The 20352-nt window shown below is 69.3% G+C and carries 21 protein-coding genes; 6 read left to right on the forward strand and 15 right to left on the reverse strand.

Annotation, left to right across the window (positions count from 1 at the left end; translation table 11 throughout):
* Nucleotides 1–11: 11 nt before the first annotated feature.
* The 5 genes from ACRWNM_RS20410 to ACRWNM_RS20430 are packed head-to-tail and all read right to left on the reverse strand — an operon-like array spanning nt 12 to nt 5190.
* On the reverse strand, nt 12–1166 hold the full coding sequence (locus tag ACRWNM_RS20410) for an acyl-CoA dehydrogenase family protein (RefSeq protein ID WP_431969636.1): 1155 nt from the start codon (nt 1164–1166) through the stop codon (nt 12–14).
* The gene (locus tag ACRWNM_RS20415; RefSeq protein ID WP_431969637.1) at nt 1150–2691 is read right to left on the reverse strand and encodes a 3-hydroxyacyl-CoA dehydrogenase; all 1542 of its coding nucleotides are present in this window, start codon (nt 2689–2691) and stop codon (nt 1150–1152) included. Before ACRWNM_RS20415 ends, ACRWNM_RS20410 begins: the two co-directional genes overlap by 17 nt.
* Entirely contained in the window at nt 2691–3476 is a 786-nt protein-coding gene (locus ACRWNM_RS20420) for an enoyl-CoA hydratase-related protein (protein ID WP_431969638.1), read from the reverse strand. The genes ACRWNM_RS20415 and ACRWNM_RS20420 overlap by 1 nt, the downstream gene beginning before the upstream one ends.
* Nucleotides 3473–4267: a CoA-transferase subunit beta gene (locus ACRWNM_RS20425; protein ID WP_431969639.1), complete on the reverse strand. Its 795-nt coding sequence runs from the start codon at nt 4265–4267 to the stop codon at nt 3473–3475. Before ACRWNM_RS20425 ends, ACRWNM_RS20420 begins: the two co-directional genes overlap by 4 nt.
* Nucleotides 4255–5190 carry a CoA transferase subunit A gene (locus tag ACRWNM_RS20430; protein ID WP_431969640.1) on the reverse strand — a complete coding sequence of 312 codons (936 nt, stop codon included), beginning with the start codon at nt 5188–5190 and terminating at the stop codon, nt 4255–4257. Before ACRWNM_RS20430 ends, ACRWNM_RS20425 begins: the two co-directional genes overlap by 13 nt.
* Nucleotides 5191–5296: 106 nt before the next feature.
* Here ACRWNM_RS20430 and ACRWNM_RS20435 point away from each other — a divergent pair, with 106 nt between their 5' ends.
* Nucleotides 5297–6211 carry a LysR substrate-binding domain-containing protein gene (locus ACRWNM_RS20435; RefSeq protein WP_431969641.1) on the forward strand — a complete coding sequence of 305 codons (915 nt, stop codon included), beginning with the start codon at nt 5297–5299 and terminating at the stop codon, nt 6209–6211.
* Between the two features lie 6 nt (nt 6212–6217).
* On the opposite strand, the gene ACRWNM_RS20440 is transcribed toward ACRWNM_RS20435, so the two are convergent.
* The 7 genes from ACRWNM_RS20440 to ACRWNM_RS20470 form a co-directional block, all read right to left on the reverse strand.
* On the reverse strand, nt 6218–7375 hold the full coding sequence (locus ACRWNM_RS20440; protein WP_431969642.1) for an acyl-CoA dehydrogenase family protein: 1158 nt from the start codon (nt 7373–7375) through the stop codon (nt 6218–6220).
* 95 nt (nt 7376–7470) lie between these two features.
* Nucleotides 7471–8229, reverse strand: a complete 759-nt coding sequence (locus tag ACRWNM_RS20445) for a hypothetical protein (protein WP_431969643.1) — start codon at nt 8227–8229, stop codon at nt 7471–7473.
* A gap of 77 nt (nt 8230–8306) precedes the next feature.
* A complete protein-coding gene (locus ACRWNM_RS20450; protein WP_431969644.1) occupies nt 8307–9557 on the reverse strand; it encodes an ABC transporter substrate-binding protein in 1251 nt (416 codons plus the stop codon).
* Complete coding sequence (locus tag ACRWNM_RS20455; RefSeq protein ID WP_431969645.1) at nt 9547–10602, reverse strand: branched-chain amino acid ABC transporter permease; 1056 nt, start codon at nt 10600–10602, stop codon at nt 9547–9549. Before ACRWNM_RS20455 ends, ACRWNM_RS20450 begins: the two co-directional genes overlap by 11 nt.
* A 5-nt stretch (nt 10603–10607) precedes the next feature.
* A complete protein-coding gene (locus tag ACRWNM_RS20460) occupies nt 10608–11495 on the reverse strand; it encodes a branched-chain amino acid ABC transporter permease (protein ID WP_431969646.1) in 888 nt (295 codons plus the stop codon).
* Nucleotides 11492–12217, reverse strand: coding sequence for an ABC transporter ATP-binding protein (locus ACRWNM_RS20465; protein ID WP_431969647.1), 726 nt, complete (start codon nt 12215–12217; stop codon nt 11492–11494). The genes ACRWNM_RS20460 and ACRWNM_RS20465 overlap by 4 nt, the downstream gene beginning before the upstream one ends.
* Entirely contained in the window at nt 12214–12972 is a 759-nt protein-coding gene (locus tag ACRWNM_RS20470; protein WP_431969648.1) for an ABC transporter ATP-binding protein, read from the reverse strand. The genes ACRWNM_RS20465 and ACRWNM_RS20470 overlap by 4 nt, the downstream gene beginning before the upstream one ends.
* A gap of 227 nt (nt 12973–13199) precedes the next feature.
* Here ACRWNM_RS20470 and ACRWNM_RS20475 point away from each other — a divergent pair, with 227 nt between their 5' ends.
* The 4 genes from ACRWNM_RS20475 to ACRWNM_RS20490 all read left to right on the forward strand — a co-directional run bounded on the left by ACRWNM_RS20475 (nt 13200) and on the right by ACRWNM_RS20490 (nt 17704).
* Complete coding sequence (locus ACRWNM_RS20475; RefSeq protein ID WP_431969649.1) at nt 13200–14483, forward strand: PucR family transcriptional regulator; 1284 nt, start codon at nt 13200–13202, stop codon at nt 14481–14483.
* Between the two features lie 43 nt (nt 14484–14526).
* Nucleotides 14527–16044, forward strand: coding sequence for a long-chain-fatty-acid--CoA ligase (locus ACRWNM_RS20480; RefSeq protein ID WP_431969650.1), 1518 nt, complete (start codon nt 14527–14529; stop codon nt 16042–16044).
* A 568-nt stretch (nt 16045–16612) separates the two neighbouring features.
* On the forward strand, nt 16613–17014 hold the full coding sequence (locus ACRWNM_RS20485) for an STAS domain-containing protein (protein WP_431969651.1): 402 nt from the start codon (nt 16613–16615) through the stop codon (nt 17012–17014).
* A 198-nt stretch (nt 17015–17212) separates the two neighbouring features.
* Nucleotides 17213–17704 (forward strand): hypothetical protein, encoded by a 492-nt coding sequence (locus ACRWNM_RS20490; RefSeq protein WP_431969652.1) that lies wholly within the window; start codon nt 17213–17215, stop codon nt 17702–17704.
* A gap of 4 nt (nt 17705–17708) precedes the next feature.
* On the opposite strand, the gene ACRWNM_RS20495 is transcribed toward ACRWNM_RS20490, so the two are convergent.
* Together ACRWNM_RS20495 and ACRWNM_RS20500 are read right to left on the reverse strand one after the other, a co-directional pair.
* Nucleotides 17709–18662 carry an AraC family transcriptional regulator gene (locus ACRWNM_RS20495; protein ID WP_431969653.1) on the reverse strand — a complete coding sequence of 318 codons (954 nt, stop codon included), beginning with the start codon at nt 18660–18662 and terminating at the stop codon, nt 17709–17711.
* 151 nt (nt 18663–18813) lie between these two features.
* Nucleotides 18814–19005 carry a hypothetical protein gene (locus tag ACRWNM_RS20500; RefSeq protein WP_431969654.1) on the reverse strand — a complete coding sequence of 64 codons (192 nt, stop codon included), beginning with the start codon at nt 19003–19005 and terminating at the stop codon, nt 18814–18816.
* A gap of 198 nt (nt 19006–19203) precedes the next feature.
* On the opposite strand from ACRWNM_RS20500, the gene ACRWNM_RS20505 reads away from it, so the two are divergent.
* Nucleotides 19204–19695 (forward strand): VOC family protein, encoded by a 492-nt coding sequence (locus ACRWNM_RS20505; RefSeq protein WP_431969655.1) that lies wholly within the window; start codon nt 19204–19206, stop codon nt 19693–19695.
* 1 nt (nt 19696) lies between these two features.
* Here the strand turns inward: ACRWNM_RS20505 and ACRWNM_RS20510 are convergent, their stop codons facing one another.
* On the reverse strand, nt 19697–20302 hold the full coding sequence (locus ACRWNM_RS20510) for a TetR/AcrR family transcriptional regulator (RefSeq protein ID WP_431969656.1): 606 nt from the start codon (nt 20300–20302) through the stop codon (nt 19697–19699).
* Nucleotides 20303–20352 lie beyond the last annotated feature (50 nt).

Consider the following 20352-nt stretch of genomic DNA (forward strand, 5'->3'; position numbering starts at 1 on the left):
GGGAGTGGCGGTCACATCGCGTCGACGCCGGTGAGAGCGCGGCCGATGATGAGCTTCTGGAGCTGGCTGGTGCCTTCGTAGAGGGTGAGCACGCGCGCGTCGCGCAGGTACTTGCCCACTGGGTACTCATCGATGAAGCCGTAGCCGCCGAACACCTGCAGGCAGTTGTTGCTCACCCGCACGGCGGTCTCGCCCGCGGCGAGCTTGGCCATGGACGAGGCGAGCTGCACCTCCTCCCGCGACGCCCCGGCGTCGACCAGCGCGGCGGCCTTCCAGGTCAGCAGGCGCGCCGATTCGATGTCCACCGCGGAGTCGGCGAGCAGTTCCTGCACAAGCTGTTTGGCGGCGATGGGTTGTCCGAACTGGATGCGCTCGGTCGAGTAGCGCACCGCGGCGTCGAGGGCCGCCTGCGCGACACCGACGCTGCCCGCCGCCACGGAGATGCGGCCTTTGGCCAAGGCGCCCAAGGCGATGCCGAGACCCTTGCCCACCGCGCCGAGCCGCGCCGAGTCGGGCACCCGGACGTCCTGGAGCGTCAGCGCCGCTGTCGCTTGCCCGCGCAGTCCGAGTTTGCCGTGGATGGTCGTCGCCGTGAAACCCGGTGTGTCCGTGGGGACGAGGAAGGCGGTGAGGCCTTTGCCGCCGTCGGCCGAGGTGCGCGCGAAGACCAGGGCGACCTCGGCCCAGGTGCCGTTGGTGATGAACATCTTCTCGCCGGAGAGCACCCAGTCGTCGCCGTCGCGCACCGCCCTGGTGCGCAGCGAGGCCGCGTCGGAGCCGCTGTCGGGTTCGGTGAGCGCGAAACAGCCGAGCGCGCGTCCCGCGGTGAGCCGCGGAAGCCAGGCGCGTTTCTGCTCCTCGGTGCCGTGCGCGGCGATGGACTTGGTGACCAGGCCGAGCGACACCGAGACGATGCCGCGCACGGCTGAATCGCCCCGTCCCAGTTCCTCGCAGACCAGGACGTAGGAGAGCATGTCGACCTCGGTGCCGCCGTATTCCTCGGCGATGCCGAGCCCGAGGAATCCGAGCTCGCCCAGCTGTTCGACGATGGACAGGTCGACGCTTTCGGCGAGGTCCCAGTCGCGGGCGCGCGGGGTGATCTCGCTGTCGACGAAATCGGCGGCCATCGCCCGGATTTCGCGGTGCATGTCATCGAGAACGAACATCGGTTCCTCGGTTCGGGAGCAGGTCTTCGGGGCGGGTGCCCCTGGTGTGCAGGGGAATTCGCTGCTCGGCGCGGGCGCGCAGCCAGCTGCTCACCCGATAGCGTGGATCGCGGGTGTAGGCGTAGAGGCCGTCGAGTATCGCGGTGACGCGCTCGCTTCCGGTGGATTCGCCGAGTTCCAGCGGTCCGATCGGGTAGCCGAGGCCGAGGCGCGCGCCGCGGTCGATGTCCTCGGGGGTGCCGATGCCGTGTTCGGCGAGGGCGCAGGAGAGGTTCACGATGGCGGCCAGAATCCGTTGCGCCACAGGGGCGGTGACGTCCGCAGTCGGCGTCGGGAGGTAACCGGCGGCGGCCAGGACGCGCAATACGGGCGCGGCGACGACCGGGTCGACAGCGCCGGGCACGATCACGGTGAGGCGGCGGCGATCGATCCCGAGCGGATCGATGCCGAGGGTGCGGGCGGGGTCGAGACCGTAGCGGGCGGCGACCCGATAAGTCGGTTCGCCGATCGGCAGGACGAGGGAAACCGCCTCGGCATCGGGAGATTCGAGCACCGTCGCGCCGGATCGGCGCAGCGCCGCCGCGAAATCGGGGTGATTGTGGACGTGGACCGGGGTGGCCTCGGCATCCGGCACGATCAAGGGCTCGGCGGGCAGCGCAGGCGCGCCGTCCTGGTAGCGGTAGAACCCTTCGCCCGTTTTGCGGCCGAGCAGACCGGCGGCGACGCGGGCGGCCGCGATCGGGGAGGGCCGCAGCCGCGGATCACCGTAGAACCCCGCGGAGACGGTCTCCATCACGGTATGGCTGACGTCCAATCCGGTGAGATCCATCAGCTCGAACGGGCCCATCCGCAAGCCGAGCGTGTCGCGGACGATGCGGTCGATATCGGCCGGCGCGGCGATCTGTTCGGACAGGATGGCCAGCGCCTCGCTGGGCAGGGCGCGCCCGAGGTGGTTGACGAGGAACCCGGGGGTGTCTCGCGCCAGGATCGGGGTGTGGCCCAGGCGTGTCACGAAAGACGTTGCGGTGTCGACCAATTCGGGCGCGGTGCGCAGGCCGGAAACGACCTCCACCAGCGACATGAGCGGCACCGGGTTGAAGAAGTGCAGCCCGATCAGCCGCGAGGGGTCGTGCAGCGCCGACGCGATCGCGGTGATGGACAGCGAACTGGTGTTGGAAGCGAGCACGGCGTTCGGCGTCGCGGTCTCCAGTTCGGCGAAGATCGCCTGCTTCACCGGAAGTCTCTCGACCACGGCCTCGATCACCAGATCGATGTCGGCGGCGGGTGCGGTCGGGGCCGCGCCCGCCGTGAGCCGTGCCAGGATGGCCGCGCCCTCGTCGGCGTCGCGTATGCCTTTGTCGACGGACCGGTGAATCATCGCCGCGACGAACTCGAGCGCGGCGCGCACCGCGGCGTCGTCGGTGTCGGTCAGCTCGACTCGGTATCCGGCGGTCGCGGCGACCTGCGCGATGCCGCGGCCCATCGCGCCCGCGCCGACGATGCGGATGCGTTCGATCGGTTCCATCAGTGTCCTTCGTAGGTCGGGGAGCGTTTGCCGAGGAAGGCGGCGATGCCCTCGGCGTGGTCGGCGGTGTCGAACAACACCTGAAAAGTCGTGCGTTCCAAAGCGATCGCGGTGTTCAGCGGGGCGTTCTCCGCGTGCCGCGCCACACCGCGAATGGCGCGGATGTTCAACGGGGGCTGACGCAGGATGGTCGCCGCGATGTCGACGGCGGCGTCGAGCGCGGCGCCGTCGGGCACGATGTCGGCGACGATCCCGATCTGCTGCGCGGTGACGGCGTCGATCGGCTCGCCGGTCAGCACCATGCGCAGCGCGCGGGCGCGTCCGGCTCGCTGCACCAGGCGGCTCAGCCCGCCCGCGCCCGGGATGAGCCCGACCCGGATCTCCGGCTGCCCGAACCGCGCCGACGCGCCGGCGACCACGAGATCGCACGCCATCGCGAGTTCGCATCCGCCGCCGAACGCATAGCCTTCGACGGCGGCGAGCACCGGCGTGCCGAGCTCGTCGAGCACCGAGAACACCTTGCCGGTCTCGCCCGCGAGCAGATCGGTGGGCCGGTACGTGCTCATCTCCTTCAGGTCCGTTCCGGCGACGAACACACCGGCGTCGCCGGTGAGGACGATGACGCGCACGGCCGGATCCGCGTCGGCGTACGAAAGCTCCTCGGCAAGAAGGATTTTCGTGGCAGAGTTCAATGCGTTGCGGGCCTGCGGCCGGGAGATGCGCAGAATGCGGATGCCTGCGTGCTCGCCGGACAGATCGGTGCGCAGGACGGTGGATTCGTTCATCGGAGATACACCCTGGTCGGATCGATGGTGGTGCGCAGCAGATCGAGTTCCGCCGCGGTAGGTGGTGCGGTGACGGTGACGGTGTCGCCGACGCGGAGCGGCCAGCCGGTGGCATCCAGCACCCGGTCGACGGAGACGCCGGGATGGACTGCGCCGAGCCGCAATTCGCCGTCGGCGTCCGCGGTGAGCACGCCGAGCGGGGTGATCACGGTCGCCACGCCGCGGCCGCGGGTGCGTACCCGCGGTTCGGCCCGGCGCGCCACCGCGGGCGCCGGGCTGGTGGTGAAATCGAGCCGGTCGACGAACGATCGCCGGTCGTGGCGCCGCAGCACCACGAAGACCTCGTCCGCGTTCGCCATCACCTCGGCGGCGCCGCCCGCGCCGGGCAACCGGGCGGCCGGGGCCGCGTAGTCGCCGATCACGGTGCTGTTGAGGCTGCCGAAGCGATCGATCTGGGCCGCGCCGAGAAAGCCGACGTCGATATAGCCGCCCTGCAGAACGTATCCGAAGAGCGCGTGCATCCCGAGGATCGCCTCGGCCCCGGTGGCCAACGGGGCGTCGCCGATGGTCTGCGGCAGGCGCGGGGGATGCGCGCCGCAGACGCCGGATTCGTACACCTGCTCGAGGTCGGGCGAGGTGGTCGCCTGCGCGAGCGCGACGGCGAGGGTCGGCAGGCCGATACCGGCGAAGACTCGCCGTTTGCCGTGCAGGTGGCGGGCGCTGAGGACGGTGAGCAGCTCGCTCGTGGTGTGGGCCCGATCGGTGGGGCGCGCGGTCGTCACAGTGTGCATCCGTAGTCGACGGGGTGGGACATCGCGGGCTCGGGAACCAGGCGGTCGAAGTAGCCGGGGCCGAGCTTGTCCAGGTAGGCGGCGTGATCGGGCAGGTCGTGGATCCATTCGTGCAGCCAGCGGTCCAGCGCGGCCGGATCCTTGCTGATCGCGGGCCAGGACCGGTAGAAGTCGTTGTCGCGGTCGTAGTAGCCCTGCACGAAGGAGGGATGCGCGCCGCGCGGGCACTCCACGACCGCGTCGACCGCGAAGCCGGGGATCACGGTGCGGTTCGGGTCGGCGCGGATCACCTCGTCGTCGACGATCTCCTCGACCACCACGATGGTGCGGGTCGATGCGAACGCCACCTCCTGCAGCGGGCCGAGGATGCCCCACGCCTGGACGTTGCCCGCGCGGTCGGCGCGCTGCGCGTGCAGGATCGCGACATCGGGCCGGATCGGCGGCACCACATAGATCTCCTCGACCCCGCCGTCCGGTGCGGGGAACGGCGACACCACCTTGGCGATGCGTGGATTGTGCGCGGGCAGATCGCTGCCCGCGTACGAATGCAGCGGGTAGAAGGGAAGATTCGCGGCTCCGGCGAGATAGCGGGTGAGCAGGCCGAAGTGGCTGTACTCCTCGATCTCGATGCCGCGCGGTTCACGGTGCTCCACGGCCCGGCGGATGGCGTGCAGCGAGCCGACCGAGCTGTTGCCGGTGAACGAGAAGATCATCTTTCGTGCCGCGCCCGCCGCGATCAGCTGGTCGAAGACGATATCGGGCGTCATGCGGACCAGCGTCAGATCTCGCCTGCGCTGGCGAATCAGCTCGTGACCAGCGGCGACCGGGATCAGATGGGTGAATCCTTCCAAGGCCACGGTCGCGCCGTCGTCGACGAACGCGGCGACGGCCTCGCGCATCGTCAGCTGTTTGGACCGGGGCATCGGGCTCCTTCGCTCGGAACTGTCCTCACCGTGCCCTGTTCGACCGATATAGTCCAATACTCAATTCGCAATGCAGTGATACCGTTTCTTACCGAATGGGGACGTCGTGGAGTTCCGTCATCTCGCCGGGTTCGTCGCGGTCGCCGAGGAGTTGCACTTCGGCCGCGCGGCCGAGCGCCTGCACATGGCCCAGCCGCCGCTGAGCCAGCAGATCCGCGCGTTGGAGAAGGAACTCGGGGTCGCGCTGTTCGAGCGGAACACCCGCTCGGTGCGGCTCACCGCCGCGGGCGAGGTGCTGTTGCCGCACGCGCGCAAGGTGCTCGACGACCTCGAGCTGGCCAGGCGGGCGGCGGTCGCCTCCGGCCGCGGCGAGGTCGGCCGGGTCTCGATCGGCTTCGCGGGCGCCAGCAGCCACGAGTCGCTGCCGACGCTGACCAGGGCGGTGCGCGCGGCGCACCCCGGCATCGAGGTGCGCCTGCGCGGCCAGACCTACGCGGGCGCCGCGCTGAACCTCGTCGCGGCGCGCGAGCTGGATCTCGGCTTCGTCCGGCTGCCGGTGCGGCGCGAGGGCGTCGCTGTGCGGGTGATCCAGTACGAGCGGCTGGTCGCGGCGCTGCCCGCGGAGCATCCGCTCGCCGACGCCCCCGACATCGATGTCGCCGACCTCGCCGACGACGCCTTCGTCACCTTCCCCGGCACGCAGGGATCGAGCGTGCGCGACCACCTGGTGCGCACGGCGCTCGACGCCGGGTTCACACCGCGCATCGTGCAGGAGGCGCCGGACTCGTACACCATCCTCGACCTGGTCGCCGCCGGCGTCGGCGTGACGTTGACCGTCTCCTCGGTGCAGCACATCCACCGGTCCGGCATGGTCTACAAGGAATTGCGCGGCGATGTGCCCGCGCTCGCCTCCGCATTGGCCTGGCGGGCCGACAACACCTCGCGCGCGCTGGCCGCCGTGCTCGAGGTGGCCGAAGAGGTGCTGCCGACCCCGCCCGAGCCGACGGCGGGCGCGCGCTGAAAACCGTTACAGACCCATGTCTTTGGCGATGATCATGCGCATCACCTCGCTGGTCCCGCCGTAGATCCGGTTGACGCGGTTGTCGGCGTAGAGCCGGGCGATCGGATACTCGGTGATGTAGCCGTAGCCGCCGTGCAACTGGAGGCAGCGGTCGATCACGCGGGAGGCGGTCTCGGTGCAGAACAGCTTGGCCGAGGCGGCGTCGGCGGGGGTCAGCTCGCCGCGGTCGTGCGCGGCCAATGCCCGATCGACGACTGCTTCGGCTGCGTCCACCTCGGCGCGGCAGGCGGCCAGCTCGAACTTGGTGTTCTGGAAACTGGCCACCGGCTTGGCGAATACCAAACGGTCCCTGGTGTATTGGTGCGCGAAGCGCACGGCGGCCTTGGCCTGGGCGTAGGCGCCGACGGCGATGCTGAGCCGTTCCTGCGGCAGGTTCTGGCCCAGGTAGGAGAAGCCGCGGTGCTCCTCGCCGAGCAGATCCTCGACAGGCACCCGGACATCGGTGAAGGTCAGCTCGGCGGTGTCGGAGACCTTCAGGCCCAGCTTGTCCAGCTTGCGGCCGACGGAGTAGCCGGGCGAGGCGGTGTCCACCACGAGCAGAGACAGGCCGTAGCGGCGGTCCTCCGCCTTGGTCGGAGCGGTGCGCGCGCACACGATGACCCGGTCCGCGTGCACGCCGCCGGTGATGAAGGTCTTGGAGCCGTTGAGCACGTAGTGCGTGCCGTCCTCGGACAGGGTCGCGGTGGTGCGGATGCCCGCGAGATCCGAGCCGGTGCCCGGTTCGGTCATGGCGATGGCGAACATGATGTCGCCGCTGACGAATCCGGGCAGCCAGCGCTGCTTCTGCTCCTCGGTGGCCAGTGCTTTCAGGTACGGAAGGCACAGCGACACATGCACGCTGGAGCCGCCGAAGGACACCGCGGCGCGCGCGATCTCCTCGGTCAGGACCGCCTGGAAGGAGAACGACTCGATCCCGGCGCCGCCGTATTCGGTGGGGACCTCGATGCCGAACACGCCGAGTTCGCCGAGCTTGCGGTAGAAGTCGCGCGGCACGATGCCGTCGGCGTACCACTTGTCGTACTCCGGGACGACCTCGGATTCGATGAAGGACCGGACGGTCTCCCGGAACGCCTCGTGGTCGGCCTCGAAAACTGTTCTGCGCACGATGATTTCCTTCCTCGTCGGGCGGCGCCTGGCACCGCCGCGCAGGCCTGCCCGGTTGTGCGCCGGACAGGCCTGCGGGATCTTTTCTTGCGGTGTTACTTCGGGGGAGCCGGAACCGAGGGGTCCTTGCAGTAGGGCAGTTCCGCCGGGCAGGGGGCGATGATGGTGGAGAAGTACTGGAACGCCGAGAACAGCGCGATCGGACCGCCCACCGTGATCAGACCGACCATGGCGCCCACCGCGCCCAGCGTCGCTGCGCCGAGCACGCACCCGGCGATGGTGGCGCCGACCCAGGGGAGCAGCAGCGCGATCACCGGGCTGGCGACCGTCGCGCCCGCCGCGCCGCCCAGCAGGCAGCCGACGCCGCCGCCGAGCACCGCGCCGACGACGGCGCTCACCGCGGCGCTGATGGTCATCCGCTGAGCGAACACGCCGAGCGCGGATTGGTCACGCGGGGTGAAGGATTCGGCGACCTGCTTGGCCGCTTGATCCGTGCTGATGACCTCGTTCGGCGACACGGCGGCCACCGGCGTTCCGCCCTCGCGGGACGGCGTCAGGATCGCGCGGTCACCCTCGACCCGCGCCGCGATCGGGTACGCCATGGCGTCCATGCGGTAGGTGAGCGGCACGGCCGCGACCGGGGTGTCGTGCGTGTCGGTGACCACCAGCTGGTCCGCGACGACGCGCAACTTGCCGTCGCCGATGGTCACCACGGCGGAATCACCCTGGCGGGTGACCTCGTAGCGCACCGCAGCCTGTTCCTCGGCGGGCTGGGCGTTGGTGACGCCCGCGCCGCAGACACCGACGGCAACGGCCGCCATAGCTGCGGTCACGACGCTGTTTCGCAGTTTCATTGTTGATCCTCATCGATCGGTTTTCTTCGTGCTTGCCGACGACGCCGGAGTGCGCCGCGGCACGTAGTGGGGGAGTGTTACCTGCCGGTGTTGATGACGTCGCCGGTCAGCACCCAGTGGTCACCCTCGAACCTCTGGATGCGCAGGGACTCCATCGGGAAGGCGTCGCCTTCGCCGGTCTTCAGCGTGATGCCGGGCAGCAGCAGGTCGATGCCGACATCGTTCAGCGAGCGCATGGCGTCCCGAAGTCCCTCGCGGGTGGGGCATTTCGCGGCTTCCATCGTCTTGTGGAAGCTCTCGGCGGCCGACCAGCCGACCAGGGTGTACTGGTTGGTCGGGTCGGCGCCGGGCGCGTACTTGGCCAGCTTCTCCTGGTAGCCGCGCATCGCGGGGTCGCCGGCCCACTGCGGGTCGGACGGGTCCTTGGTGAACGCCGCCGACACCACGCCCTGGGCGTTCTCCAGGCCGACCGGCTTCAGCGTGCTGACGGTGTTCGCGACCTGGGTCAGGATGTGCAGCGGGTTCCACTCGGCGTTGCGACGCTCGGCGGCCAGCGCCTGCGAAGCGAACTTCGGTGTGGAGAAGTTCAGCAGCACATCGGCTTTCGAGCTGGCCAAATTGCGCACCTGCGGTTCCACGGTCGGGTCGGTGACTTCGTAGCTCTGCTCGGCCACCACCCGGACGCCGCTGCCCGCGACGGCCTCGGTGAAGCTGTTCAGCAGATCTTTGCCGAAGTCGTCGTTCTGGTAGAGCACCGCCACCGTCGCGTCGGCGCGCTGCTGCCTGACGTACTGCGCGAAGGCGCGGCCTTCGGCGCGGTAGCTGGGCTGCCAGCCGATGGTCCACGGATGCTTCTCGTCCGCACCCCACTTCGTCGCACCGCCCGCGACGAACACCTGCGGCACCGTGCGCTGGTTCAGGTAGTCCCACACCGCGGAGGAGGTGGGGGTGCCCAGCGTCTGGAAGACGGCGAACACCTGGTCCTGCTCCACCAGCCGCCGGGTTTCCTCGACGGTCTTCGGCGGCTGGTAGCCGTCGTCGCGAACCAGGTACTCGACGGTGCGGCCGCCGATGCCGCCGTGTTCGGCATTCAGGTAGTCGAAGTAGGCGCGGACGCCCTTGGGCAGTTCGCCGTATGCCGAGGCGGGTCCCGACAGTGGGTAGACCCCGCCCAGCTTGATGCTGCTGTCGGTGATGCCGGTGGTCTGCTGACCGCTGCACTCGCCCTGCCCGACGGTGCTGCCCGTATCGCCGCGGCCGCCGCAGCCGGAGACCGCGAGTAGGACGGCGACCGCGACGCCGGCGGCGCGGATTGCCTTAGTACGCATTGTTCTTCCCTTTCCGAACGAGACGTTCGAGCCAGCGCGCCGTGCGGCCGAGGAGTCCGGCCAATCCGTTCGGCGCGAGGTACATGACCGCGATGATCAGCAGTCCGAAGATCACTCCCGGTGCGGCCTGGTTCAGGTCCTGGGCGAAGCTCGGGACGTACATCACGAACAGCCCGCCGAGGAGCGGTCCCCACAGGCCGCCGAGCCCGCCGACGACCAGTCCGGCCAGCAGCGTGATGGACAACCCGACGGCGAAGGAGTCCGGCGAGACGAACCCGATCACCCAGGTGTAGACGCAGCCCGCCGCTCCGGCGAGCATGGCGCCACACGCGAAGGCGAGCGTCTTGTAGAAGGCCAAGCGCACGCCCATCACCTCGGCGGCGATCTCGTTGTCGCGGATCGCGTGCAGCGCACGGCCGACCCGCGACCGCAGCAACCCGGCCACCAGGAGGAAGCTGACGACGGTGACGAGCAGCGCCAGGAAGTACAGCCACTGATCCTCGGCCAGTTCGGTCCACGCGGGCGGCGCGGGTTTGGTCAGCGTGAGTCCCATGGAACCGCCGGTGAGCGACTCGAAACGCTTGAGCAGCGGCACCAGGAAGATCGCGATCGCGAGGGTGACCAGTGCCAGATACAGTCCGCGCAGCCGCAGCGCCGGGATGCCGAGGGCGAAGCCGAGCGCGAAGGCCACCGCCGCCGCGACCGGCAGCGTCGCGAAATACGGTGTGTCCCAACGGTCGAGCAGCACGGCGCTGGTGTACGCGCCGACGGCGAAGAACGCGCCGTGCCCCAGCGAGATCTGGCCGGTGTGCCCGACCAGCAGGTTCAAGCCGAGCAGTGCGACCGCGTAGATCATCGCGAGCGCCAGCTGGAAGGTGCGGAACGGCACCAGCTGGAACGGTGCGAGACAGGCGAGCAGGAGCAGTGCTCCGATCCCGAGCCACGACCAGTGCGGCAACGGAAGACGCCGCGACGCGGTGCGCGAGGGGGCTTCGGGCGTCGGAGTCGCTTCCTCCGCCGCGAGTGCAGTGTGTTGAGTTCCCATGTCACTCATACCCGTTCCACCACCGCGTGACCGAAGAGACCCTGCGGCCGGAGCAGCAGGACGCCGAGGATGATCACCAGCGGCACGCCGATCTTGAGTTCGGTGCCGATGACGTCGAGATAAGCGCCGGTGAGGGTTTCGGCGACGCCGACGATCAGTCCGCCCGCCACCGCGCCGCCCGGGCTGTCGAAGCCGCCGAGCGTCGCCGCCGCGAAGGCGTAGATCAGCACGCCGCCCATCATGTTCGGCTCGAGGAACAGCAGCGGCGCCGACAGCACGCCGGACACCGCGCCGACCAGTGCGGCCAGGCCCCAGCCCAGCGCGAGCACCGTGCCCACTTTGATGCCGACCAAGCGCGCCGACTGCGGGTTGCAGGCGACCGCCCGCATCGCCAGGCCGATCTTGGTGTAGCGGAACAGCAAGTACAGCAGCCCCATCACCGCGGCGACCACCGCGAGCACGCCGATGCTGCCGTACCCGGCGGTGACCCCGCCTGCGCGGAAAGCGCCCTCCGGGAACGGGTTCGGGAAGGACTTGACCTGATAGGACCAGATCCAGCCCGCCGCGGCGTTGACGAAGAAGAACAGGCCGACGGTGACGATCACCAGCGTCAATTCCGGCGCGCCCTCGACGGGCCGGATGATCACGCGTTCGATCAGCATGCCGCCGAGGAACGACACCACCAGTGTGGCGGGCAGCGCCAGCCAGAACGGCAATCCGCTCTGGACGAACTGCCAGGCCAGGAAGGCCGAGAACATGGCGAGCTCGCCCTGTGCGAAATTGACGATGCCGGTGAACCGATAGATGAGCACGAGCGCGAGAGCGAGTCCGGCGTAGATCGCCCCGGTCGTGAGGCCTTCGATGAGTTGTTGCAGAAATCCGGCCACGGTCACACCCGATATCCGAGATAGGATTCGGCGACCTGCTTGTCGGCCTTGATCTGGGCCGCGGTGCCGGACAAGACGATTCGGCCCGTTTCCAGGACGTGCGCCCGGTGCGCGGTGCCGAGCGCGAGATGCGCGTTCTGCTCGACGACGATCACGGTGGTGCGCTCCTCTTCGTTGATGGTGTGCACGATCTGAAAAAGCTCCTGGGTGACCAGCGGCGAGAGGCCGAGCGATGGCTCGTCCAGCAACAGCAGCCGGGGCCGCGACATGAGCGCCCTGCCGATCGCCAGCATTTGCTGCTGACCGCCGGACAGTCCGCCCGCGGTCTCGCGCAGCTTGTCGCGCAGGATGGGGAAGAAGTCGAAGACCCGGCGCAGGTCGGCCTCGGTGCGGACGCGGTCGCGGTGCTGATAGGCGCCGAGGCGCAGGTTGTCCTCAACGGTCAGCGGCAGGAAGGTGCCGCGGCCCTCGGGCACGTGCGCGACGCCGAGGCGCGCGATCGCCTCGGGGGTGCGGCCGGTGATCTCGGCATCGTCGAGCCGGACCGCCCCGCGGACCCGGATCATCCCGCACAGCGCGCGCAACAAGGTGGTCTTGCCCGCGCCGTTGGGACCGAGGATCGCGCAGACCTCGCCGCGGGCCACCGAGAAGCTCAACCCGTGCAGCACCTTGGCGGCGCCATAGCCCGCGCGCAGGTCGGTGACGGTGAGGAACGCTTCGTCGCTCATGCCGCCGTCCCCAGGTAGGCCCGGATGACCGCCGGATCGCGTTGCACCGCTTCGGGTTCGCCCTCGGCGATGACCTTGCCGAACTCCAGGCAGATCACGCGGTCGCAGGTGCCCATCACGAATCCCATGTGGTGTTCGACGACGATCACCGTCAGGTCGAACTCGGCGCGCAGGGCGCGCAGGCGTTCGGCGAACACGTCGACCTCGCCGTGGCTGAGTCCATTGACCGGCTCGTCCAGCAGCAGCAGTCGCGGTCCGACGGCCAGTGCGCGCGCCAGTTCGATCCGCTTGAGCGTGCCGAACGGCAGTCCTTCGGCCGGATGGTCCGCGACGTCGGCGAGGTCCAAGCGCTCCAGCAGGGCGTCGACCTCGGCGCGCAGCCGCCGCTCCTCCCGGCGCACCCCCGGCAGGCGCAGGCTCGCGGAGACGAAACCGGCGCGGGCCCGGTGGTGGGCGCCGACCAGGACGTTGTCCCGGACCGACATGCGGGGGAACAGGCCGAGGTTCTGGAAGGTGCGGGCGATGCCGAGCCCGGCCAGCGCGTCGGGACGGACCGTCAGCAGGTCGTCGCCCCGGTAGCGCATGGCGCCTTCGGTGGGCTGGTAGCGCCTGGTCAGGCAGTTGAACAAGGTGGTCTTGCCCGCGCCGTTCGGACCGATCAGGCCGACCATCTCGCCCGGCGCCACGGCGAAGCCGACGTCGTGCAGGGCGGTGATGCCGCCGAAGCGAACGGTCAGGTGGGATATCTCGAGCATGCGTCCTCCGACCCGCGTCCGAGACGTGGGTGAAAAATTCCGAGCGGGTCGGCGCAGTCTTCGCAGACTGGCCTGTGGATCGTGGTCAGCGTAAAGACGCTGGTCAGGGCGCACATCGGACGCGGAGGCCCAATCTCGGCCGTCCGGTTTGTCCGGCGTGGACAGGGGTGGATGTCTCGTTCGGGCCGGTTGACACCCCCGACGAGGGCCGTGGAGTATGCCGGGTTATGTCAGCTGGATCACATTCGATCGGGGTTTCCGCACCGGTCCACGCCGAGCGCACGCGGATCGTCGGCAGCGTCTTCGAGCACGCGCACGACATCGCCGACGCGGGCATGTCCGCGATCCTGGCGCAGGTCCCCGGCTACGCGGCGCGCGACACCGCCTTCCACGCCGACGTGCACGACCAGCTGACCCGCCTGTGCCGGACCGGGCTCGGCGCGCTGCTGGACAAGCGCCGCGTCACAGCCGCCGACATCGCCTACGCCAGGCGGGCCGCGGCGCGCCGGGCGCAGTCGGGGCTGACGCTGGTCGACTACATCTCCGCGTTCCGGCTCGGACAGCAGGCGATCTGGAAATCGCTGGTCGCGCACGCGGGCGATTCGGAGGCCGGGCGCGACGCCGCGCTCTCGATGGTCGTTCCGCTCACCCGCTACTGCGATTTGATCAGCACCCAGGCGGCCAACGCCTACCTCGAATTCCAGCAGTACCTTTCCGCCGAGGCCGGTCGCGACAGCCGGGAGCTGGTCGAGTGCCTGCTGGACGGCGTCCTGCCCGACCGGGGTCCGCAGCTGGCCACCGCGCACGCGCACGGCCTCGGCACGGAGCGGAACACGGCCATGGTGGCGGTGACGGCGGTCGTGTTGCGGACGGCGGATCGCGGGCAGCCGGGTGATTCCGAAGCGGCGGCCAGGCACATCGCCTCGGCCGCGCTGGCGCGCACCGGGGTCAACGGGCTGCGCACCCTGTCTGTGGTGCGCGGGCCGGAGATCGTCGCGATTCCCGCGCTCGGTCGCGACGGCGCCGCCGACGAGCTGTGCGCGCGGTTGCGGCGGACCCGCGACAAACTGCACGCCGAGGGCATCACCCTGGCCATCGGCATCAGCACCGCGTTCACCGAGGTCGCCCAGCTACCGCGGGCCTACCAGCAGGCCCGCTCCGCGCTGGACCTGCTGCCCGAGGGCGGCGGCGTGCTGGCCCTGCCGCATCTGTCGCCGTTCCGATACCTCATGCTGCGCGCCGACGACACCGTCCGTCAGCTGGTGGATCCGCGGATCGCCGCCGCGCTGGCCGAGGACCGGATGCGGGGCGGGATGCTGGCCGACACCATCCGTGCCTTCGCCGCCGCCGACATGAACCTGCGCGAAGCCGCCGACGCGCTGCGCATCCATCACAACACCGCCAAGTACCGCCTGCGGCGGATCCAGGAACTCACCGGCCGCAACGTCCGCAGCGTGCACGATCTGGTCGAGTTGCTCGTCGCGATCGAGCTGCACGCCGCCCCGAAGTAACGCGCCAAAGAGAAACTTGCACCGCTAGTTTCACTGCTCTACGGTGGCAGAAACTTGCATCGTTAGTTTTGGAGGTGGCATGAACGCCACGCTGTCGTTGGCGAGCATTCTGGCCGAGCAGGCGCGCCGCCGCCCGGACCGGATCGCGTTGATCGAGGGCCCGCAGCGCATCACATTCGCCGAATTGTGGGCGCAGGCCCGCGAACAGGCCGGCGCTCTTGTCGAACTCGGGGTACGCCCCGGCGATCGCGTCGCGCTCATGTGCCCCAACACCGCCGAGTTCCCCCGCGCCTACTACGCCATCCTCGCCGCGGGCGCGGTGGTGATCCCGGTGCATCTGCTCCTGACGGCCGACGAGACCGCGCACGTGCTGCGCGACAGCGGGGCGACGCTGCTGGTGTGCCACGAGCAGTTCGCCGGTGTCGGGCAGGTTGCGGCGGCCGCGGCGGGCATCGGCTGTCACGATCCGAATACCCTTGTGGCGGAACCGATCGGCTCGTTCGTCTCGCGCGCACCTGGCGACCCGGCCGTGGTGTTCTACACCAGCGGCACCACAGGCAAGCCGAAGGGCGCCGAGCTCAGCCATCTGAACATGGTCATGAACGCGACGGTGAACGCCTTCGACGCGAACGATGTGCGGAGCGACGATGTGGCGCTCGGCGCGCTCCCGCTGTTCCATATCTTCGGCCAGACCGTCTCCATGAACTCCACCTGGCGCGCGGGCGCGACGCTGGTGTTGCAGCCCCGCTTCGACCCCGACGCGGCGATCCGGCTGATGCACGCCGAGGGCGTCAACACCTTTCACGGCGTGCCGACGATGTACGTCCGGTTGATCACCGCCGCCACGAAACTCGGTGCGCCGCACCTGCGTTTGTGCATCTCGGGCGGTGCGTCGCTGCCGCAGCCGGTGCTGGAGACCTTTCACGACCTGTTCGGCACCCGGATTCTGGAGGGATACGGGCTCTCGGAGACCTCGCCGACCGCCGCGGTGAACCAGCCGGACTTCGGTCCGCGCGCGGGCACCGTCGGGCACGCGGTGTGGGGCGTGGAGGTGGAGATCGCCGACCCCGGAGTGCCGGACGAGATCGTCCTGCTGCCCAGCGGAGAACTCGGCGAGATCGTGATCCGCGGGCACAACGTGTTCAACGGATACATCGGCAACCCGGGCGCCACCGCCCGCGCCGTGGTGCAGGGCTGGTTCCGGACCGGCGATCTCGGCGTGAAGGACGCCGACGGGTACGTGACCATCGCCGACCGGATCAAGGACATGATCATTCGCGGCGGCTTCAACGTGTACCCCAGCGAGGTGGAAGAGGCGCTGCTGTACCACCCCGCGGTCGAGGCGGTCGCGGTGATCGGCCTGCCCGACGAGACCTACGGCGAGGAGATCTGCGCGGTCGTCGTCGCAGGCGGACCGCTGACCGCGGAGGAGGTCGTCGCCTTCGGCCGCGAGCGCCTGGCCAAGCACAAATATCCGCGCCGCGTGGAGTTCGTCGACCAGTTGCCCCTCGGCCCGAGTCACAAGGTTCTCAAGCGCGAACTCGTGCGTCGCTACGGCTGAAACCCCCTGGTAGCCGGATGTCATCCGAAGGCATGTCCGTTACCGATCCGGGTAGGCGAGGAGCGGGTGGAGGATGACGCCGGAGAGGAGGTGTTCGCCGTGATGATGGACATGTTCGGGCAGCTGATCGAGATGCTGCGCGGATTGTGGACCGACATGTTCCCCGGCATGCCGATGATGATGTGACGCAGCGTCGAAGAAGGGGGTCCATGACGAAGAAGGGGGTTCATGACGGGTTGGCAGCCGAACCGCAGGGGGATCCCAGGGGGTTTCCAGCAACGGCCCCGGCGAGCAAGCGCAGGTAGACAGGTCCTTCGCCGCAACAGGTGAAAGTCGATCGGCTACCGGCCTATGCTTGGAGCACAACAAAGGAGGGCGGCCGGGGCCGCGGATCGTGGCTACGATCGCGCGACGCCGAGGATCGAAGGACAGGACCGGCCGCAGGCTGAGATCTTCAGACGAGCACAGTTCCACGCGGTTCTCGGGCGAATCGCACCGACCAGGTGACGCCGTTCGACGGCGCCGTTCGGTCGACAGGTGGGACACCATCCCGTTGGGAGGTTCTGCGATGTCGACGAAAATCGTTGTGCGGTCCGGCGTCGGGCGAACGCACCACCACATGCGCGACAAGCGGCGGCCTGGGGGACGCTCGGTGGCCATGCGCGGCAATTGCGTGGTGATGGTGGTGGACGGCGAACTGGATCTCGCCGGGCTTCCCGAACTGTGCGCCGCGCTCGACGCCATTCCCGAGCGTGGCTGTAGCGCGGTCGTAGTCGACTTCCGTGCCACTCGTTTCGTCGGGATACGCGCCGCCCTCGCGTTGGGGGAGTACAAGCGACAGCTCGCCGAACAGGGCATCGACCTGCGCCTGGTGTCGGGTCACGCCGAGATCGACCGGGTGCTCGACCTGGTCGGAGTGCGCGCGCTGTTCTGCTACTACGTCAGTTTGGACGAAGCACTCGGATCGTGAGTCGCCCGCGCTGAATCCCTCCGGGCGCATGCGCTTCGTTTTCTGGACAGCGTCCCGCCGCGACTTCGTTCTCTGTGTTGTGGGCTCCGATCACGCATTGACAGGCTTGACTTCGGTGGTCGAGCCGCGTCGTCGGCGCGGTGGTCGCCGACAGTCGATCCCGCGCGGCCCAACGCTCGGGCGTGCGAAGGAGTTGCCATGCTCGAGACGAGCTTGTGGGCGTCCGAGCCCACCGCCGCGCAGCCCGTCGAGCAGCCCACGGCGGCGGTGCGGGATCTGCATGCGGTTGTCCGGGAACTGGCCAAGGCCTTTCCCGCGGGTGTACTCGCCGGGCTCACCGTCCGCTCGGGTGGCGAGATCGGGGTCAGGGCGTGGTCGTCACCGCGGGCGAAGCTGGCCGAAGAAGCGCAGCTCATCAGCGAGTCCGCGCCGAATCGGCTGGCGCTGAACGAGGAATCCGCCGTGATCGTCGCCGATCTGGAGGCCGAGACCCGCTGGAGCGAGTGCCGTGCGCAGTTGCGGCTGCTCGGTCTGCGGTCGCTGCACTGCCGCAGGGTGCCGGGAGCGAACGGCCGGGTCGCGGTGCTCGCGCTCTACGCCGACCGGGTGAACGTCCTCGACGGAGACCTGGACGACGCGGTGGAGCGCGCCTGCCGCGAGATCGCGGCAATGCTGGACGGCGGCGCGTGACCCCTCAGTTGTGCAACGTCGTCTGCGGCGAGACGCCGTAGGTCTGGCGGTAGGTGCTCGCGAACCGGCCGGGATGCGCGAAACCCCAGTCGGCGGCGACGCTCGTGACGGTGTGCCCGCTGCCGGGCGCGGCCGCGAGCAATTGCTCGTGCGCGCCCGCCAACCGCACCATTCGCAGATACGCCATGGGCGTCGAGTCCAGGTGCCTGCGGAAGGCGAGCTGGACGGCACGGATCGTCACGTGCGCGCCCGCCGCGATGTCGGCCACGGTGATCGGCTCGGTGGCGTGCGCATCGATGTAGGCGATGGCGCGGCGCAGGGTGTCCGGGTGGGCATCCCTGCGATCGACGATGGTCGGATCCGGCGACGCGTTGTTCGGGAAGGCTTGCAGCACGCTCGCGGCTAGGCACTGATCGGCCGAGGCAGCGATGAGCGGCGATTCCCGCGCCTCGGGCACGGTGAGGACGTGCTGGTGCAGCCACCGGATCACCTGGCGCAATTGGGCGACCGCGGTGTCCGAGACCGGACGATGGTGCAGCAAGCGCACCGGCTCGGCGCCGCGGCCGGGGATCGCCGCGGCCACCTGGGCGAGCAGTTTCGGGTCGAACATGGTGAGCCGGTAGCGCGCCCGGCGCACCACGCCGGAATACGGTTCGTCCGGCGGCGCGATCAGCGCGAAGTCGCCGGGCACGAAGGTGTCGGTCGCGCCGTCGGCGAAGGTTTCCTCGATGGCGCCGCTTTCCATGTCGCACAGGCACACGCGCCCGAGCGGATCGGCACGGTAGGCCATGTCGAATCCCAGCTCCAGCTGGTCGACGCTGATCGTGCCGAGCACGTCACGGGCCAGCTGCGCGCGCGTCCGCTCCTGACTGCTGCCGATCCGCATCTTCGTGTAGGCCGCGTTCAGCATGGCTTCGGTCGCGGCGAGATCCTCGCTGTCGAAAACGAACGTGTCCATCGCTGCTCCGCCTCGGCCGTGCCCGCTGGGGGCGACTGCGTCGAATCATCGCCCGCAGCGGGTCGTCGCGCGATCGCACCGGGGTGAGACCCACCAATGTAGTCCGATTCTGGTGCGGCCGTGCCGAAGCGTGGACGGGTCGGCGGATGTGTCAGGGTTGCGGGTTGTCCGGTGGGGCCGGGCGCGGGAGTTTGGGGCGAGGGGTCAGGACGTCCTCGTCGGACGGTTCGGGATCGCGCCATTCGTCGGCGTGGTTCGACGGGCTGGCGTGCAATGCGCCGTGTAGCTCGCGGACGAGTTCGTCATCGCGCTTGGGTCCGTGCTTGCTGTTTCCGCGTTCCATCGTGTCCTCCTCTCGCGCTGGCCGATGGTGCCGCAGCGGTACTTCGCCGGTTACCCAGCGTCGCGGCAGCGAATCCGGCGGACCGGATCCCGGCGATCTAAGTCGTTCGAATTGATGGATTAAGCGAAGTCGCTTAACGTCGGTTCATGAACGACAGGTATTCACGAGCCGACCCGACGATCGAACACAGGACCCGGTATGGGTTTCAGTGAGGGACCGATCACCCAGATCGCGTGGGTGACCGCCGATATCGAGAAGGCGGAACGCTTCTTCGTCACGCATTTCGGCGTGCGGAAATGGACACGCATCCCCGGCGTCGAATTCGGCCCGCGCACGTGCACCTACCGGGACCGTCCCGCCGATTTCACCGCGCACATCGCGCTGTCGTATCTCGACGACATGCAGCTCGAATTGATCGAACCGGTACGCGGGGAGAGCATCTACGCCGACTTCCTCGCCCGCTGCGGTCCCGGCCTGCACCACGTGTGCTTCGAGCCGGACGACTTCGACGCCGCCGTGGACGCGGCTGCCCGCGACGGCCTCCCGGTGTTGCAGAGCGGCGACATGGGCGGGGACATGCGTTTCGCCTACATCGACGGCGCCTCCGAGGGCGTGCCGTATATAGAACTGGCCGCCATCGGAGACGGCATGCGCGCGTTCTTCGACGAGGTGAAGCGCTCGGCGTCCTGACTCAGAGCCGCCAGCCCGCGCGCACCGATCGGCGGCAGCGCGTCCGCTCGTCGCCGGCCGCGACGAACAGGGCGGTCAGCAGGGGAACGCCGTTCGCCAGGGTCGCGCGCGGGAGCGGGCCGGTGGCGACGAGCGAAGCGAGGCCGTGGCCTATGGTCCAGCTCTGGGTGGCCAGCTCCAGCGAGTCGACGCCGGATCGGAGGCGGCCCACGTCTTTCGCGCGGTCCACGGCGACCACCAGGCGATGCAGCGTCTCGTCGGCGGCGGCCGAATCCTCCAGTTCGAAGCCGGCGTCGAACATGACGCGATAGAGGTCGGGATTCTCCAGGGCGTTCACGACATAGGCGGCGCCGAGCGCCGCGAGATCCCGTACCGGATCCGATGTCTCGGCCACCTCGGCGAGGGTGGCCGAGAGTCGGGTGAAGCCCTCCTGCCGCAGCGCGCGCCACAGGCCGTCCATGCCGTCGAAATAGGTGTAGACGGCCATGGTCGACACGCTCGTGCCCGCCACCAACCCGCGCAAGGTGACCGGCTCCCGCCTGCGGAGCATCTGCGCGGCGCGCTCGAGCAGCATCGACCGCACGTGCGGATTCTTGGTGCGCGCCATGGCGCAACAATACATAGCATTGTTATGGTTTGGTCGGCCGCAGCCGCGGA

Origin of the sequence: Nocardia sp. bgisy134 (genome assembly GCF_965341865.1) — a bacterium.
GTDB lineage: Bacteria > Actinomycetota > Actinomycetes > Mycobacteriales > Mycobacteriaceae > Nocardia.

Bases quoted from the DNA above. Each gene is read 5' to 3' on its own strand.
- ACRWNM_RS20430 (WP_431969640.1), bottom strand. From the start codon at position 5,190: ATGCCCCGGTCCAAACAGCTGACGATGCGCGAGGCCGTCGCCGCGTTC.
- ACRWNM_RS20475 (WP_431969649.1), top strand. From the start codon at position 13,200: ATGTCAGCTGGATCACATTCGATCGGGGTTTCCGCACCGGTCCACGCC.
- ACRWNM_RS20455 (WP_431969645.1), bottom strand. From the start codon at position 10,602: ATGGGAACTCAACACACTGCACTCGCGGCGGAGGAAGCGACTCCGACG.
- ACRWNM_RS20415 (WP_431969637.1), bottom strand. From the start codon at position 2,691: ATGGAACCGATCGAACGCATCCGCATCGTCGGCGCGGGCGCGATGGGC.
- ACRWNM_RS20505 (WP_431969655.1), top strand. From the start codon at position 19,204: ATGGGTTTCAGTGAGGGACCGATCACCCAGATCGCGTGGGTGACCGCC.
- ACRWNM_RS20420 (WP_431969638.1), bottom strand. From the start codon at position 3,476: ATGAACGAATCCACCGTCCTGCGCACCGATCTGTCCGGCGAGCACGCA.
- ACRWNM_RS20445 (WP_431969643.1), bottom strand. From the start codon at position 8,229: ATGAAACTGCGAAACAGCGTCGTGACCGCAGCTATGGCGGCCGTTGCC.
- ACRWNM_RS20495 (WP_431969653.1), bottom strand. From the start codon at position 18,662: ATGGACACGTTCGTTTTCGACAGCGAGGATCTCGCCGCGACCGAAGCC.
- ACRWNM_RS20510 (WP_431969656.1), bottom strand. From the start codon at position 20,302: ATGGCGCGCACCAAGAATCCGCACGTGCGGTCGATGCTGCTCGAGCGC.
- ACRWNM_RS20500 (WP_431969654.1), bottom strand. From the start codon at position 19,005: ATGGAACGCGGAAACAGCAAGCACGGACCCAAGCGCGATGACGAACTC.
- ACRWNM_RS20450 (WP_431969644.1), bottom strand. From the start codon at position 9,557: ATGCGTACTAAGGCAATCCGCGCCGCCGGCGTCGCGGTCGCCGTCCTA.
- ACRWNM_RS20485 (WP_431969651.1), top strand. From the start codon at position 16,613: ATGTCGACGAAAATCGTTGTGCGGTCCGGCGTCGGGCGAACGCACCAC.
- ACRWNM_RS20465 (WP_431969647.1), bottom strand. From the start codon at position 12,217: ATGAGCGACGAAGCGTTCCTCACCGTCACCGACCTGCGCGCGGGCTAT.
- ACRWNM_RS20470 (WP_431969648.1), bottom strand. From the start codon at position 12,972: ATGCTCGAGATATCCCACCTGACCGTTCGCTTCGGCGGCATCACCGCC.
- ACRWNM_RS20410 (WP_431969636.1), bottom strand. From the start codon at position 1,166: ATGTTCGTTCTCGATGACATGCACCGCGAAATCCGGGCGATGGCCGCC.
- ACRWNM_RS20490 (WP_431969652.1), top strand. From the start codon at position 17,213: ATGCTCGAGACGAGCTTGTGGGCGTCCGAGCCCACCGCCGCGCAGCCC.
- ACRWNM_RS20425 (WP_431969639.1), bottom strand. From the start codon at position 4,267: ATGCACACTGTGACGACCGCGCGCCCCACCGATCGGGCCCACACCACG.